Here is a 16,651-nt window from a genome sequence, read left to right as displayed (position 1 = left end):
AACCGTTCGCGTCGCGCATGGTTCCGGTGGCGATGACGCTCCCCCTCCGTATCGCGCAACTCGCCCCCGTCATCTATCCCGTGCCGCCCGGCGGGACCGGTGGGACTGAACGGGTGGTATCCGACCTGACGGAGGCGCTGGTGGCGATGGGGCATCAGGTGACGCTGATCGCGCCCGCCGACAGCGTCACGACCGCCCGGCACCTGTTCGCACATCCCAGTCTGAAGGCGCTGGAAGCACGGCACGGGCGCGTCGCACCGGGCGTGCCCGCCGCGTTGGAAGCCGCGCAACTGGGGTTGCTCCGGCAGCATCTGGACGAATTCGACATCGTCCACTGCCATGGCGAATTCGCGCATGCCGCCGTGCTGGGCGATCGCATCGGGTGCAGCCTGACGACGGTTCACTGGCGGCTGGACGAACTGGACCGGCAATTGTTCTTCCGCAGCTTTCCCACGTTGCCGGTCGCGGCGATATCGGCGGCGCAGGCACGTGACCTGCCGCCGTCGAACCTTGCCGGCATCGTCCATCACGGCATCCCCGTCGATCGTTTTCGTGCCGGTCCCGGTGGGCGCGGGGTCGCGTTCATCGGCCGGATGACCGATCAGAAGCGCCCCGACGTCGCGATCCGCGTCGCGCGTGCCGCCGCGCGTCCGATCCGGCTGGCGGGCGGGATCGATGTCGGCAATCCCGGCTATTTCGACCGCGCGGTCGCGCCGCTGCTCGGCGACGATGCGGTGCATGTCGGCGAAGTCACCGACCGTCAGAAACAGGCGCTGCTCGGCGAGGCGGCGGCACTGCTGTTCCCGATCGACTGGCCCGAACCGTTCGGACTGGTGATGATCGAGGCGATGGCCTGCGGCACGCCGGTGATCGCATGGGACCGAGGCAGCGTGCGCGACGTGATCGAGCAGGGCGTGACGGGTTTCGTGGTGGCGAGCGAGGCGGAGGCGGTCGACGCGCTCGCCCGGATCGAGACGCTGGACCGCGCGCGGGTCCGAGAACGCTTCGCCGCGCGGTTCACCGCGACGCGGATGGCGGCCGACTATGTCGCGCTGTACCGGCAACAGATCGCGCTGCGATGAGGATCGGGCTGCTCAGCTGGGCCTATCCGCCGGAGAAAAGCGGCCTGTCGCGTGCGGCGGGTGAGATCGCGCAGGCGTTGGCAGGGGCGGGGCACGACGTCCGCGTCGTCACGATGGACCGTGCCGACCGGTCGTTCGACGGCGCGGTGGAGGTGATCGGCGCCGCATCGGACGGGGTGCTGGCGCGGCTGCGACGCTGGCCGGGGATCGGTCATGCGGCCGGACCGGCGATGATCGCGCGGACGGTGCGTCGGCTGCATGCCGAACGCCCGTTCGACGTGATCGAGGCGACGAACTGGTACGCCCCCGGCCTGTGGGTCGCGCTGACCGGTCCCGCCCCGCTGGTCACGCGCAACTCGACCCCTGCCGCCGCCAGCGTGCGGCCCGGCGGCACGCTGCGCGACCGGATCGACCGCCGCGCCGCGACCTTGATCGAGGCGCTGTCGGCCCGCGCTTCCGCCGGGCTGATCTCGAACACCCATGCGCATGGCGCGAAGGTCGCGGCGCTATACGGCACCGCACGGCCCGGCCCCGGCCATGCGGTGATCGGCCTCAGCCTGCCACCTGCGCTGGTCGCTGCCGGCCGTGCGGCATCCTATCCGCCGGACAACGCCGTGCCGCACATGCTGTTCGTCGGTCGCAACGAACCACGCAAGGGCACCGACGCGCTGCTCGGCGCGCTGCCCGATCTCGCGGCGGGGGCGGATGCGGGGACCGGTCCCGATTTTCGGCTGACCATGATCGGCCTGCATCGCCACGAGCTGGATGGGCTGCCCGCCGCCGTGCTGCGGCGGGTCACGTCGCATCACCGGGTCGAGGACGACGCGCTGTATGCGGCGCTGGCCGGTACGGACATCGTCGTCGCACCGTCGCGTTACGAGAGTTTCGGACTGGTCTATCAGGAAGCGATGACCTTCGCCCGCCCCATTGCCGCGTGCGCCGAAGACCCCAGCGCGCGGCAGTTCGTCGGCGACAGCGGGGCCGGATTGCTGGCGGAGCATTGCACCCCGGCCGCGCTCGGCGCGGTCCTGACGCGGATGCTGGCGGACGCCACCCTGTGCGCTACGCTGTCGGCGGCGGCGCGGGTCGCATCCGGCCGCTTCACCCGCGCCGGCCTCGCCAGCGAAACGCTTGTAGCCTATGGTGCCGCATCGAAGGGGCGCAGCAGCGCCGCCTCGTCGCCCGGTCGCCCGGCCCCCGCCGACATCGCTTCATAGACGCGCGACCGCTCGATCACCCGCGCCCGCTCCAGTCGGTGCTCGATCGCACCTGCCAGTGCCAGCGAGGTCCGCTCGAACGGCACCACCGGACGTTCATGAACCGCCCCGGCAAAGCGCACCTCCGCCCGGTTGAGCCGATACTGGATATCGGGCCACAGCGCCGATGCCACGCCGTCGACCAGATTGCGTCGCGGCAACCCCAGCGACCGCAGCCCCGCCCGATCCGCCGCCGCCGTGATCCAGCCGAGCGCCGCCAGCAGCGCCGCGTCCGGCCGTTCGTCGGTATCGAGTTGCAGCACCCATCCGTCCGCCATCGCCTGCACCCGGTTGCGCTGTGCCGCGAAGTCGCCGTCCAGCGGATGCGCGACCGCCTGCAGGCCGGAATGCGCCTGCGCCAGCGCGGCGGCCTCACCGGGCGTCCCGTCGATCAGGACGATCGCCTGCGCGAAATTCTGCCCGACCGTGTCCAGCATCGCCGACACCGCCGCACGCTCGCTGCCGCGTGCGATGATGCCCAGCGTGACCGCATGTGTCCGGCGTTCGGCGCGCACCCATCCGTACCTATCCTCGACCAGCCCCAGCGCCCATCCGGCGTTGCGCGCCGCATGCGGCGACAGCGTGATGCCCGGCGCTTCGCATCCATCCGCCAGATATGCGGCGATCGCGTCGCGCACCTGCGCGGCATCGAACCGCAGCTCGGCCACCGCCAGTCCGCAATGCGTGCATTCGGGCAGGATCCGGTCGTGCCAGCGGTCGTTGCCACAGATCGGGCAGCGCGGCCCCGCGAGTATGACGTCCATTCACGTCGTAACGCATCGGTCCGCCAACGGTTCGCGCGGGGCGGACCGCCGATGGCCGACCTTCGTCACGGACGGCGTCATCGGGCGGAATGGCGGGACGCGCTGTCACGCCGGTGTAACGCGCACGTAACGATCCTGCCACCAATGTCGGGCACGGCCCCGTCCCAAGAAGGAAGCGCTTAGCTTTCCCAAGGGGTAATGAACATGGTTGGATTCTGGTCGCGGTCCGGGCGGGCCGTCCTGCTGCGCGCGCTGTTGAGCGGAGTGGCGCTGACACCGCTGGCCGCGCACGCGCGGGACGACGTGCCGGTCGTGGCGGCCGATCCGGTCGTCGTCGCCGATCCCGGCGATGCGCCGGAAGAGGAACAGGAAATCGTCGTGCGCGGCACGCGCCCGATCGCCGAATCCGAATCCGCCGCGTTGCAGATCCAGCGCAATTCCCCCGCGCTCGTCTCGGTCATCGCGTCCGACGCGGTCGGCCGTCTGCCCGACCAGAACATCGCGCAGGCGATCAGCCGCCTGCCCGGTGTCGGCGTGGAACGCGATCAGGGTCAGGCGCGCTACGTCAACCTGCGCGGCGCGCCCAAGCGGTGGACGACGCTGTCGTTCGACGGCATCAACGTCGTCAGCCCCGAAGGCCGCGCGGCGCGCTTCGATTCGATCCCGTCGGCGATCGCGTCGCAGATCATCGTGCGCAAGGCGGTGACCCCCGACATGCCGGGCGAGACCATTTCGGGCAATGTCGACATCATCACCCGGTCGGGTTTCGACCAGACCGGCTTCCATATCGCGGGCAAGGGCAGCGTCGGCTATGTCGAGCTGGGCGAGCGTACCGAATATGAAGGGTCGCTGGTCGTGTCCGACCGGTTCGACACCGGCATCGGCGAATTCGCCATCGCATCGTCGGCCAGCCTGTACCGGCGCGGCATGGTGACCGACAATTTCGAGACCGACTGGGAAGCGGTGTCGCAGGACGCCCGCCCCGGCTTCGCCGATCGCATCTGGGCGCGCGAGACCGAGAACAAGCTGTATCGGCTCGTTCGCAAGAACTATTCCTTCTCGACCCGGCTCGACTGGCGCCCGGCCGACGGCCACCGCGTGTTCGCCGAAACCATCTATTCGGCGTTCCAGGACGACGAACAGCGCAACAACTACATCTTCGATCTGGACGATCAGCAGTCGCGCACCCCGAACGGGACCGCCGCCTGCGCGGTGAACGCAGCCCCGGCGGCGAACACCACCGGCTATGCCGACACCTGCACCGGCAATACCCCGCTTCAGGGGACGGTGTATGGCGTCGATCTGAACTCCAACTTCACCGTGCGTGCGTACAAGCAGTCGGTGTTCACCAACACGCTGGGCGGCGACCATGATCTGGACGGCTGGCGCGTGTCGTGGCGTGGCAATTTCTCCCGCTCGATCGACGACCGGACGCAACCGGCACAGTTGAACTATGACAGCCCGTCGTTCGGCACCAACGGTGCGAACGCGATCAATCGTCTGACGGTCGGCTACGACCTGCGCGATCCGCAACTGGCCCGGGTCGAACTGTACCGCACGCTGCGCGCCGCCAACGGTACGCTGTCGCGTGGCGACCGGGTGACCGCGATCGAGGATTTCCCGCGGACCCTCGTCCGGCTGCGCTCGCTCTATGCGCAGGATACGACCGAAGCCTATTCGGCGCGGATCGATCTCCAGCACGATATCGACTTCCTTGGCGGAACGACGGTGCTTGCCGCCGGGCTGCGCTATGACGACCGGACGAAGTCGGTCGACGAACGGCTGCTCGACCTGACCACCGCCGCGCAATTCGCCGCCGCCGGCATTCCGACCGGCTATTCGACGATCGGCATTCCTGGCGCGTTTCAGGGGCAAATCCCGCTGGGCTACCAGTTCCAGTATTTCAGCCGCGACGCGGTCATGGATCTGGTCGACAAGGCGAAAACCGTCGGCAGCTATGTCGAGCAGACCGCCAACCTGTATGACGTGAACGAACGCGTCTATTCGGCATACGGCATGGCGACGGTCGCCACCGGATGGGGCAACATCGTCGGCGGCGCGCGGATCGAGCATATCCGCAACGATTCCGCCGCGTTCGGCACTGGCCCGGGCCGGATCGAGGTCAAGAGCGAACAGACGCTGGTCTATCCCAGCCTGCACATCAATTACGACGTGACGCCGGAAATGAAGGCGCGCCTGTCGTTCAACACCGGTGCCGCGCGGCCCGATTACGACCAGCTTCGCCCCAACCTGACCTTCAACGACGGGAACCTGACCGTCGACGGCGGCAATCCGAACGCGAAGCCCGAAAAGGCGAAGGGCATCGACGCCTATGTCGAATATTACACCGCGCCGCGCGGCTTCCTGTCGTTCGGCGTCTTCTACAAGCATCTGAGCGGCGTGCTGTTCGACACCGCGCGCACGTTCGGCAGCGATCTGCTCAATTCGGACGGGGTGGACCGGTCGCAATACGCCTACTCCACGATCGACAATGGCGGCAGCGGATCGATCTTCGGTATCGAAGGCGCGATCCAGCAACAGCTCGAACCGTTCACCGCCATGCTCGGCCTGCCCGACTGGACCGGCGGGTTCGGCGTCCAGTTGAACGCCACGCTCAACCGCAGCCGCGCCGAAACGCCCGACGGCCGTCGCGTACCGCTGCCCGGTGCATCGGACGCGGTCTATAATCTCGGCGTCTATTACGAACGCTACGGCTTTTCCGCGCGGGTCCAGTATCAGAACCGCTCGCGCTGGCTGGACGAAATCGGCGCGTTCGACACGATCAACGGCGTGGTTCGCGGCGTCGATGGCGGCGACTTCTACTGGGCGAAGGACGACGAACTCGACGCATCGGTCCGCTATGCGATCAACGGCAACGTCGAACTGTTCGGCAATTTCTCGAACCTGCTGAACGGCCCCGGTCGCCGTTATGTCGGCGATGCCCGCTATACGATCGAACACGAAACCTTCGGTCGCCGGTATACCGGCGGCGTCCGGGTCAGCTTCTGATGCGCTGCATCGTGATTGCGGCGGCATTGCTCGGCGGGTGCGCGACGCTGCCCCCGCCGGTCGCGACCGCGCCCGTCGTACCGGCGGTCGCGGAAAGCGAACCCGTCGACTCCAGCGCCGATGCCGCCGACGATCCCGCGATCTGGCGCAACCGTCGCGCGCCCGCGAGCAGTCTGGTCATCGGCACCGATAAACGGGCGGGCATCCACGTCCATGACCTGTCCGGCAAACGGTTGAGCTTCACGCCGGCCGCGCGGCTGAACAATGTCGATCTACGAGAGATCGCCGGGCGGGTGATCGTCGCGGCCAGCGACCGCGCGGATGAAGCGACGGCGCATGTCGCGCTGTTCACGCTCGACACGGCGACCGCGAAGCTGGTGCCGATGGGGCGCTTTCCGGTCGGGCCGGGCGAAGCCTATGGCATGTGCCTGTGGACGCGCGCCCGCGACAGGGCGCTGTTCGGTTTCGTCGTGCTGAAGGACGGGCGGATCGATCAGGTGTCGATCGATCTGCGGCCCGGTGCCGCCCCGATCGTGCGTACGGTGCGATCGATGAAGCTGGGCACCCAGTCCGAAGGCTGCGTCGTCGACGACCGCACCGGGCTGCTCTATGTCGCCGAAGAGGATGTCGGGCTGTGGCGGTTCGATGCCGATCCCGCCGCCCCGGTCACGGCGACCGCGATCGCAAAGGTCGACGGCACCACGTTGGTCGCCGATGCCGAAGGGCTGGCGATCGTACCGGCGGGGCGCAGCGGCGGCTATCTGATCGCCAGCAGCCAGGGCGACAATGCCTACACGCTCTATCGCCTGCCGGGCGTGACCTATGCCGGACGCTTCCGTATCGGCGGCGGCGCGATCGACGGGACCAGCGACACCGACGGTATCGAGGTGATTAAGGGGGACTTCGGTCCCGGCCTGCGCGGCGGACTGATGGTCGCACAGGACGGCGACAATGCGCCGGCGACGCAGAACTTCAAGTTCGTGTCGTGGGACGCGGTACGACGGGCGCTCAAGCTGCGCTGACGGTCGGGGGCGGGGGCACGTTGCACTCGGGCGTCTTTCCCCAAAGGCCGGGCGGCATCATCGGTATCGGGCCTGTCGCCGTCAGGGACCGGGCGGAAGCGTCGTCCGGTCAGAACCGCGCTGCGACCGCCAGCAACGCCGCGTCCATCGCCGGCGTTGCCGATACCCCTTCGGGTATGTCGTTCGCATAGAAGGCGAAGGTCAGGACCTGCCCGCTGGCCGCGCGCATCGTCCCGGCAAGCGCGCTGGTGCCGCTGAGCGATCCGGTCTTGGCGGACAGCTTGCCCGCCAGCGCGGTGCCCCGGAACCGTCGCGCGAGCGTTCCGTCGACGCCCGCGACCGGCAGCGTCGCGTGCCACGCCGTGCCCCATGGCTGGCGATCGATCCATTGCAACAACCGCACCATCGCCCGGGGCGTGATGCGGTTATAGGTCGACATGCCCGACCCGTCCGACACGTCCCACGCGGTGCGCGGTACGCCTGCGGCGGCCATCATCGTCGCGACCTGTCGCACCCCGTCGGCGATCGACCCCGTACCCGCGACCGCACCGGCCCGGCGGAGCAACAGTTCGGCATGCAGGTTCTGGCTGCGCTTGTTGGTGATGGCGACGTCGTCGGACAGGGGGGCGGGCTGCGTCGTCGCCAGCATCGGCGGCGCGGAGGGTCGTGCCACGACCGCGCCATCGTCGGTGCTGCGATAGGGGCGGTGCCGCGTCCCGACCGTCCCGGTCACCCGGACGCCGCGTTCGCGCAGCAACCTCGCCAGCGTCCATGCCGCGAAATGCGCCGGGTCGTCGATCCCGACACGGATTTGCTCCGGCGCCGGGCCGATGCTGCCCCACAGCCGCAATCGGTCGCTGCCCGGCATCCGGTCATACGCGATCGCGGTACGGCTGCCGGACGCGATGCGGTTGTCGATGCGGTTGTCGATGCGGTAATAGTCCGGCCCGTCGACGCGCACCCCGCCGCCCGGCGCGCGCGATACCGTCAGCACCAGCTCGTTGTCGTCGACGGTCAGGGCCGATACGCCCGTACCCGACCGCGTCGGAATGTTGTTCCACCCCATGCCGGGCGACCAGCGCTGGTCGGGGAACAGGCTGTCGTCGCCGATCACGTCCGCGACGACCCGCGTCCGCCGCGCGACCGCATCCGCCAGCGTCGCCAGACAGTCGACGACGCAATCCCTCGCGCCCGACAGCCGGGCATCCCCCGCGCCGTGCAGCACCACGTTGCGACCCTCGATCCGTATCCCGGTCGCGGCACGATCGTGGTCAGTCATCGGCAGCGTGGCATATGCGGCGGCGGTCGTCAGGATCTTGGTGTTCGATGCCGGCACGAACCGGTCGTCCGGGGCGATCGCGATCCGCTCGACTCCCGCCGCGTCGGTCACGACCAGCCCGAACCGGGTGTTCGGCACGGCGGCCAGCATCGCGCGGATCGCCGTTCCCGCCTCCGCCGCGTCGTCCGTCGCGGCGGGGCCGGCAACCGCGCCCGCCAGCATCCATGCCAGAACCATCGTCATGTCCGCATCCTACGATCCCGTCGCTGCCGTGCAACATGCTTGTGGCGGCGCGATGCGTCGATACAGTCGCTGCCATGATGCTGCGCCTTCTGCTCGCCCTTGCCGGACTGCTGCTCGTCGCCGCCGATCGACCGGCAGGCGACGGCGCGATCCTGATCCGTGGCGCACGGGTGTTCGACGGCACCGGCGCGGCGGCGCGCATCGGCGACGTGCTGATCGTCGGCGACCGGATCGTCGCGGTCGGGACGGGGTTGCGGCGGCCTGCTGGCGCGCGCGTGATCGATGCACGCGGCCTGACGCTGCTGCCCGGGCTGCACGACCTGCACACCCATCTGCGTGCGCCCGCCTATTCCACGCCCGACGATCTGGGCAAGGCGTGGGCCAGCCACATCGTCAACGGCGTGACCGCCGCCAGCGACTTTTCGCTGTCGGGCGAGATGCTGCCGCCGATCCGCGCGATAGCGGCCAGCGGAGAGGGCGGCATCGCCACGCCCAACCTGAACCTTGCGATCCGGCTGGGCGTGCCGGGCGGGCATGGCACCGAATATGGCTGGGGCAGTTTCTTCACGTTGACCGCTACCACGCCGCGCGCCGCGCATGTCGCGATGCGCACCGCGCTGTCGTACCGCCCCGACGTCATCAAGGTGTTCGCCGATGGCTGGCGCTATGGCCGCTCGCCTGACCTTGCCAGCATGAACGTGCCGACGCTGTCCGCGATCGTGCAGGACGCCCACGCCGCCGGACTGCCGGTCGTCACCCATACCGTGACGCTGGCGGGCGCGAAGATCGCCGCCGCCGCCGGGGTCGATGCGTTGGGCCACGGTATCGGCGACGCCCCGGTCGATGCGGAGCTGATCGCGCTGATGCGGGCGCGCAACGTCGCCTATATCCCGACGCTGGTCGTGTACGAACCGCAACAGGACCGCAATTTCACGCCGCTGGAGTGGCGGCATCTCGCCGCCCTCGAACGCGCGGCGGAGGCGGCGCGCACGGCGACGCGGATCGATCCCGAACCGATCCCGGAGCCGGAAGCGCGGCGCTGGGCGATCATGCTGGCCAACGTCCGCGCGCTGCACGCGGCGGGCATCCGCTTCGGCGTCGGCACCGATGCCGGGATCGGCGGCGTGTATCACGGGTCGAGCGCGGTGCGGGAGACGCGCTGGCTGACGCGGTCGGGCCTGACCCCGGCACAGGCGCTGGTCGCCGCAACCAGCGGGGCGGCCGCGATCCTGCGACAGGACGGGCATGGCCGCATCGCGGCGGGGCAGCGGGCCGACCTGTTGCTGACCGGCGGTCGGCCGGACCAGTCGATCGACGACCTGCACGACGTGCGCCGGGTCTTCGTGCGTGGGCGGGAAATGCCGATCGACCGGCTGCGCGCGCGGATCGACGGTGCGGCGATGACCCCGATGCCCGTCCACCGCATGACCGGCCCGATCGACACCGGCCTGCGCGACGACGGCCGGACCGATCTGGACACGTTGCCGGTCGAAACCACCGAACCCGGCACCGATCACAGCCGGCTGGATATCGTGCGGCCCGACCGTCGCCTGTTCGCGGTCGCGCGGCTGGGCGCGGCGGACCGACCCTTTGCCGCGCTGGTCCTGCCGCTGACCCGCGGCGCGATCGACGTCGCCGATGCGCAGGGCTTCACCGGCATCGCGTTCGAAGCGCGCGGGGCAGGGAGCTATACCGTCACGCTCGACAGCTATGGCCTGACGCCCGCCCGGTTCTTTCGCGCCGGCTTCGCGGCGGATACGGAGCGGCGCGCGATTCGTATCCCATTCGCCGCCTTCGCCAGCACCGATCCGGGAACGTCGCTGGACCCGACCCGGCTGCGCAGCGTCAGTGTGCGTCTGGAGGGGACGCCGGGTGGTCGGGGGTGGCTGGAACTGGCGCAGGTCCGCTTCTACCGCTGAGATAGCGGTCGCGGTCCAGCGCGTCCTCCAGCCGCGCGACGGTGGTCGCGACCGCAAGGTTGGCGCTGGCCGACGGGACGGTGCGCGTCATGTCGAGCAACCGGTCGAACGGCAGGACGAAGCCCACCACCAGCGCGGTCTGTTCGGGTGCGACGCCCACCGCCGACAGCACGGCGGCGAGCATGAACAGCGATGCGGACGGCACCGGCGCAGTCCCGAACGCGGCCAGCGCGCCGGTCAGCAACACCGTGCCCAGCACCAGCGGGGTCGTCGCCACCCCGAACGCCTGCAACGCGAAGACCGACAGCAACCCGACATACATCGCGGTCCCGTCCTTGCCGATGCTGGCTCCCAGCGGCAGCACGGTCGAATAGACCGGCCGCGCGATGCCCAGCCGATCACCCGCCACGCGCATCGCCACCGGCAGCGTCGCCGAAGACGACGCGGTCGAGAACGCCACGACCAGCGCGTCGACGATGCCGGCATAGAAGGGCCGCACCGGCAACCGCGCGACCAGCCGCAGCAACAGCGCATGCACCACGCCCAGTTGCGCCAGCGACCCGAGCACCACCGCCACCGCCAGCCATCCGACATGGACGAACACCGCCAGCCCGTGCGTCGCCACCGCGCCCGCGATCAGCGCGAACACCCCGAACGGCGTCGCCTCCATCACCAGCGCGACGATGCGCAACAACACCGCCGACAGCGATTGCAGCAGCGCGGCGAACGGCCGCCCCGCCTCCCCCGCAAATACCGTGCCGACCCCGGTCAGGATCGCGACGAAGATCAGCGCCAGCATGTCGCCGCGTGCCAGCGCCTCCACGATGTTCAGCGGTACGATGCCGACCAACTGGTCGTACGGCGTCACCGGCGTGCCCAGCGCATGCGGCTGCGCACTGCCCAGCGCCGCATCGATTCCCGGACGGACGATCAGCGCGACGGCGATGCCGACCGACACCGCGACGAAGGTCGTGGCCGCGAACAGCGCGATCGTCCGCCCGCCCAGACTGCCCAGCCGCTTCGGATCGGCCAGCGCAGCGATGCCGGCCGCAATCGTCACCAGCACGATCGGGGCGACCAGCATGCGGATCGCACGGACGAACAGGTCGCCGATGAACGCGACCCATGGCGCGGCCTGCGGCCACAGCAGCCCCAGCAACAGCCCGAGCGCGAGGCCGCCCAGCACGCGTTTCCACAACGGGATCGCGAACCAGCCACTCATGGGCAGGAACCGCCGGTGCGGTGGAGCAGGGCGCGTCCCGCCGCGACGCCGGTCGCCCGCCCGCCATCGACCGCGATCCGGCCGTTGACCAGCACGGTGCGTACGCCGATCGCCGGTCGTGTCGGATCGGCATAGGTCGCCTGCGCCGCATAGGTCTTTGGATCGAACACGACGATATCGGCGAAGCGTCCCGGCGCGATCCGTCCGCGTCCGGTCAGACGGAATGTGTCGGCGGCCAATGTCGCGCTGCGATCGATGAACTGGCGCAGCGTCAGCACGCGGTCGGCGCGGACATATTTCGCATATTTGCGCGCGAAGCTGCCATAGACGCGCGGATGGCCGGGCGATGCGTCGGAACCGGTCATGACCCATGGTTGCCGCATGAACGCGGCGATGTCGTCCTCGCGCTGGTTGAACGACGCGACCGCCGGGTCGGCGACGCGGATCGTGGCGATGGCGGCGGCGACCGGATCGATCCGCATCCGCGCCGCGACGGCGGCCAGCGTGCGGTCCTTTTCCGCGCCCTCGGTAATCAGCAACCTGTCCGCTCCGCCGCGCTTGCGCAGGTTTTCGACCATGTCGGTGCGTAGCCGTGCGTCGCCCAACCGGCTCAGCAGCGCCTGTCGCCCGCCGTCCTGCGCCCATAACGGCACCAGTGCCGCGACCAGGCTGGTGCCCGATGCCGACCATGGATATTGATCGGCGGTCACGTCCTGCCCCCGGGCGCGGGCGGCGGCGACCTTTGCGATGATCGCCGGTGCCTGTCCGTGCACGTCGACGCCCAGCGCCTTGATATGGCTGATATGCGTCGGCATTCCCGCCTGTCGTCCGATCGCGATGGCTTCGTCGATCGCTGCCGACAGCCCGACGGTATAACTCGATTCGTCGCGGATATGGCTGTCATACCACCCGCCGCGCTTCCCCGCCTCGCGCGCGACCGCGACGACTTCGTCGGTCGTGGCGAAGCTTTGCGGGGCATAGAACAAGCCGGTCGACAGGCCTATCGCACCGCCGCACATCGCCTTCGCAACGATGCGCTGCATCCGGGCCAGTTCGGCGGCGGTCGGCGCGCGGCGGGCAGTGCCGATCACCTGCGACCGGATCGCGCCGAACCCGGCAAAGGCGGCATAGTTGATCCCGACCGGGCGCGTCGCCGCGCTGCCCAAAATCTTGGCCATGTCAGGATCGCCGCCGCCGTCATTGCCGATGAACGTCGTCGTCACCCCCTGCATCAGGAACGGCAGCACCAGCCGCGTGCGGGCTTCGGGCGACGCCAGCATGTCGCCGACATGCGCGTGCGGATCGATGAAGCCCGGCGCGACGATCATGCCGGTCGCGTCGATCGTGCGCCGCGCGGACAGCGTCAGCCGGCGACCGGTGGCGACGATCCGGTCGCCGCGTACCGCCACGTCGCCGGTGAACGGTGCGCCGCCGCCGGGATAGACGGTGCCGCCACGGATCAGCACGTCGACCGGCGCGGGCGCGACCCCCAGCAACAGCAACGCGGCAAGGATGCGCCGGCTCACCCCCAGAATCCCGGTTCGGGCGCGCACAGCCATCCGCCATCGTCGCGCACGCCACCCGTCCGGTCCTGCGCCAGCCATAGCGGACCGTCCAGATCGACATAGTCGCTCAGCGCCGCGATGCGCAGCGCGGGGGCGATGCCCAGCGACGATGCGACCATGCACCCCGTCATCACGCCCAGCCCGCGCGCCCGCGCCGCCGTCGCCAGGTCCAGCGCAGCGGTCAGCCCGCCCGCCTTGTCCAGCTTGACGTTGACCACCGCATAACGCCCGATGATCCGGTCGAGATCGGCGGCGACGTGCGCCGCCTCGTCGGCGCATAGCGGAACGCCGGCATCATATCCCGCCAGCCACGCATCGTCGCCGGCGGGCACCGGCTGTTCGATCAGCGCCACCCGCGCGTCGATCAGCACCGGACGCATCGCGTCGAGCAGGGAGCGGTCCCAGCCTTCGTTCGGGTCGACGATCAGGTCGGGGCCAGGCGCGGCGGCGCGTACCGCGCGGATCTGTGCGGCGGGATCGCTGGCGTCGACCTTGACCTTCAGCAACGGGACATGCGCGACGCGCGCGGCGGCGGCATGCATCGCATCGGGCCGGTCGATGACGATCGTGATCGCGCTCGCGACCCGTGCGGGGGCGGGCGGGGCGGCCCCGTCCCGATCCCACAGCGCGCAGTCGATCGCGTTGCGCGCGGCACCGGGCGGCAGCAACGTCGCGAGCGCGGCCCGGTCCGCCCCCGCCTCGATCGCCGCGCGGACGCCGTCGATCTGCGCCAGCACGTTCGCGATCGTCTCGCCATAGCGGGCATAGGGGACGGCCTCGCCCCGTCCGGTGCGGCCATCGCCCGTGATCGTCGCGACGATCACGTCGGCCTGCGTCTTGACCCCGCGCGAAATGCGGAACGGACTGTGCAGCGCCAGCGCCTCGTGGACCGCCGACAGCGTGACCGTCATCGCAGCATGTCGACGACCGTCGCCACCCCGAAACGCACCGGATCGGTGCAGGGCAACCCGATCTCGCCCGCCACCCGATCGCACAGCGCGCGGGCCGCACTTTCGGCCAGCGCGGAGGTGTTGAGGCATATGCCAACGCCGCGCACCTGCGGGCTGGTCAGCCGCGCCAGTTGCAGGTTGAGCGCCAGCGTTTCGGCCAGACCGGGCAGGGGCTGTCCGGGCAGGCCGCGCATGTGCGCGCGGCCCGGTTCGTGGCACAGCACGATCGCGTCGGGCTGGCTGCCGTGGAGCAGCCCCAGCGACACGCCGGCGAAGCTGGGGTGGAACAGCGATCCCTGCCCCTCGATCACGTCCCAGCCTTCGGTGCGGGGCGGGGTGATCCGCTCGATCGCGCCCGAGATGAAGTCGGCGACCACCGCGTCGATCGGCACGCCGTCGCCCGCGATCAGGATGCCGGTCTGTCCGGTCGCGCGGAAATCGGCGGGGATACCGCGCGCCTGCAACTCGCGGGCGATGGCCAGCGTCGCGTACATCTTGCCGACCGAACAATCGGTGCCGACCGTCAGCAGCCGCTTGCCCGCGCGGTGACGACCCGTCCCGACCTTCAGGTCGGCGGGCGGATCGCGCACGTCGAACAGCATGACGCCCGCTTGCCGTGCCGCCGCGACGAGGCGCGGATCGTCGCGCAGCCGCTGGTGCAGCCCCGACGCGACGTGCATCCCGCACGCGATCGCGGCCAGCGCATCGTCGACCAGCGCGTCTTCCAGCACGCCGCCGGCATTGGCGATGCCAAGGACCAGCGTCCGCGCACCCCGCGCCGCGCCCTCCGCCATCGTCACCCGGTCCAGTCCCAGCGTCAGTACGCAATCGTCGTGGCGGAACTCGCCGACGCAGGCATCGGGCCGGAATACCGCCAGCCCGCGCGAGGTCTTGATCCCGATCGCGTCGTTGCAATGGCCAAGATAGAGCAGGAACGGCGACGGGATCATGTCAGGCTCCGGTTGGAATCGACCGATGCTAGGGGCGGGCGACGCCATGCGCCAGAGCGGATCGACCCATCGTGCGCGCGAACAGCAGGATCACGACGAACGCCACCGTCGGCACTAGCATCGCGGTCTGGATCGTCAGTATGTCATGGCTCAGCCATCCCATCAGCGGCGGAAACACCGCGCCGCCGATGATCGCCATGACGATCAACGGTGCGCCCAGCGTCGCCCGTTCGCCCAGATCGCGGACGCCCAGCGAAAAGATCGTCGGGAACATGATCGACATGAAGAAGCTGACCAGCCCCAGCGCGCCGATCGCGACCCAGCCCGATGCGAACGCCGCGACCAGCGTCAGCACGATGCACGCCTGCGCACACCATGCCAGCAGGCGCGTTCCCGACACCTTCTGCATCAGCGCGGTGCCGACCAGCCGCCCGATCAGGAACAGCGCAAGGCTGACCGACAACAGATACGCCGCCTGCCGTTCGGGGGTGGCGGGGCTGATCGCCTTCACGAAATCAACGAAGAAGCTCCACACGCCGACCTGTGCCCCGACATAGAAGAACTGCGCGACCACCGCGCCGCGCAGCGCGGGGACGCCGATCACCGACCGCAGCCCGGCCAGCGTACCGCCACGCTCGCCGCGTACGATGTCGGGCAGCCGCACCACCGCCACCGCCGCCGCGATCAGCAGCACGACGCCGGCCAGCACCAGATAGGGCAACTGCACCGTCTGCGCCTCCGCGATGCGATAGGCTTCCAGCGTCGCGGGCGTCATCGCGTCGATGGTCGCGCGGTCGTGTTCGACCCCCGAAAAAATGAACAGCGCGCCGATGCTGGGGGCCAGCGATCCGCCGAGGCCGTTGAACGCCTGCGCGAGGTTCAGCCGCTGTTCCGCACGCGCCGGATCGCCGAACGCGACGATATACGGATTGGCGGCGGTTTCGAGGAACGCCGCGCCGGCCGCGATAACGAACAGCGCGCCGAGGAACGCGCCATACACCCGAATCTCCGCCGCCGGATAAAAGAGCAGCGCGCCAACCGCATAGAAGCTCAGGCCCGCCAGAATACCCGCGCGATAGCCGAAGCGGCGCATCACCATGCCGGCGGGCAGCGCCATCACGAAATAGCCGAGGTAGAAGACGAACTGGATGAAGCCGGCTTCCGCCCGGCTGAGCGCCAGCGACTTCTGAAACTGACGGATCAGGATGTCGTTGAAGTTATTAGCAATCGCCCAGAGGAAGAACAGGCTGACGATGACCGCGAAGCCCGCCTTGTAGCCCGGTGCGATGAACGGGTGGCGGCCGTCGCCGGGTTGGGGCGAGGGCGTATCGGCAAGGATCGGGATCGGCATGGCTTCCTCTCGACCCGGCAATTTCCGGGTTCATTATTG

12 protein-coding genes are annotated in these 16,651 nt (G+C 69.6%); 5 read left to right on the top strand and 7 right to left on the bottom strand.

Annotated features, from left to right (window positions below; all coding sequences use genetic code 11):
• Positions 1–32 precede the first annotated feature (32 nt).
• Together IFT55_RS07270 and IFT55_RS07265 are read left to right on the top strand one after the other, a co-directional pair.
• The gene (locus IFT55_RS07270; protein WP_192090513.1) at positions 33–1,082 is read left to right on the top strand and encodes a glycosyltransferase family 4 protein; all 1,050 of its coding nucleotides are present in this window, start codon (positions 33–35) and stop codon (positions 1,080–1,082) included.
• Positions 1,079–2,299 (top strand): glycosyltransferase family 4 protein, encoded by a 1,221-nt coding sequence (locus tag IFT55_RS07265; protein WP_192090511.1) that lies wholly within the window; start codon positions 1,079–1,081, stop codon positions 2,297–2,299. Before IFT55_RS07270 ends, IFT55_RS07265 begins: the two co-directional genes overlap by 4 nt.
• Here IFT55_RS07265 and IFT55_RS07260 read toward each other — a convergent pair.
• On the bottom strand, positions 2,221–3,102 hold the full coding sequence (locus IFT55_RS07260; RefSeq protein ID WP_192090509.1) for a hypothetical protein: 882 nt from the start codon (positions 3,100–3,102) through the stop codon (positions 2,221–2,223). The genes IFT55_RS07265 and IFT55_RS07260 overlap by 79 nt on opposite strands.
• A gap of 204 nt (positions 3,103–3,306) precedes the next feature.
• Between IFT55_RS07260 and IFT55_RS07255 the strand changes: the two genes are divergently transcribed.
• Positions 3,307–6,111 (top strand): TonB-dependent receptor, encoded by a 2,805-nt coding sequence (locus IFT55_RS07255; RefSeq protein WP_192090507.1) that lies wholly within the window; start codon positions 3,307–3,309, stop codon positions 6,109–6,111.
• Positions 6,111–7,133 carry a phytase gene (locus IFT55_RS07250; protein ID WP_192090505.1) on the top strand — a complete coding sequence of 341 codons (1,023 nt, stop codon included), beginning with the start codon at positions 6,111–6,113 and terminating at the stop codon, positions 7,131–7,133. Before IFT55_RS07255 ends, IFT55_RS07250 begins: the two co-directional genes overlap by 1 nt.
• Positions 7,134–7,242: 109 nt before the next feature.
• On the opposite strand, the gene dacB is transcribed toward IFT55_RS07250, so the two are convergent.
• A complete protein-coding gene (dacB, locus tag IFT55_RS07245; protein ID WP_249403646.1) occupies positions 7,243–8,655 on the bottom strand; it encodes a D-alanyl-D-alanine carboxypeptidase/D-alanyl-D-alanine endopeptidase in 1,413 nt (470 codons plus the stop codon).
• Positions 8,656–8,729: 74 nt separating this feature from the next.
• Here dacB and IFT55_RS07240 point away from each other — a divergent pair, with 74 nt between their 5' ends.
• Entirely contained in the window at positions 8,730–10,574 is a 1,845-nt protein-coding gene (locus IFT55_RS07240; protein WP_192090503.1) for an amidohydrolase family protein, read from the top strand.
• On the opposite strand, the gene IFT55_RS07235 is transcribed toward IFT55_RS07240, so the two are convergent.
• Genes IFT55_RS07235 through fucP form a run of 5 tightly spaced genes read right to left on the bottom strand, consistent with a single transcriptional unit; the run spans position 10,501 to position 16,612 of the window.
• Positions 10,501–11,796, bottom strand: a complete 1,296-nt coding sequence (locus IFT55_RS07235) for a dicarboxylate/amino acid:cation symporter (RefSeq protein WP_192090494.1) — start codon at positions 11,794–11,796, stop codon at positions 10,501–10,503. The two genes, IFT55_RS07240 and IFT55_RS07235, sit on opposite strands and share 74 nt — an antisense overlap.
• The gene (locus IFT55_RS07230) at positions 11,793–13,322 is read right to left on the bottom strand and encodes an N-acyl-D-amino-acid deacylase family protein (protein ID WP_342029250.1); all 1,530 of its coding nucleotides are present in this window, start codon (positions 13,320–13,322) and stop codon (positions 11,793–11,795) included. Before IFT55_RS07230 ends, IFT55_RS07235 begins: the two co-directional genes overlap by 4 nt.
• Entirely contained in the window at positions 13,319–14,272 is a 954-nt protein-coding gene (locus IFT55_RS07225; protein WP_192090490.1) for a dipeptide epimerase, read from the bottom strand. The genes IFT55_RS07230 and IFT55_RS07225 overlap by 4 nt, the downstream gene beginning before the upstream one ends.
• On the bottom strand, positions 14,269–15,261 hold the full coding sequence (gene dgcN / locus IFT55_RS07220; protein WP_192090488.1) for an N-acetyltransferase DgcN: 993 nt from the start codon (positions 15,259–15,261) through the stop codon (positions 14,269–14,271). The genes IFT55_RS07225 and dgcN overlap by 4 nt, the downstream gene beginning before the upstream one ends.
• A 28-nt stretch (positions 15,262–15,289) precedes the next feature.
• Positions 15,290–16,612: an L-fucose:H+ symporter permease gene (gene fucP / locus IFT55_RS07215; RefSeq protein WP_192090486.1), complete on the bottom strand. Its 1,323-nt coding sequence runs from the start codon at positions 16,610–16,612 to the stop codon at positions 15,290–15,292.
• Positions 16,613–16,651 lie beyond the last annotated feature (39 nt).

The organism is Sphingomonas sp. CFBP 13720 (assembly GCF_014842075.1).
In the GTDB taxonomy this organism is placed as follows: Bacteria; Pseudomonadota; Alphaproteobacteria; order Sphingomonadales; family Sphingomonadaceae; genus Sphingomonas.
This window is presented reverse-complemented; position numbering and strand designations above follow the sequence as displayed.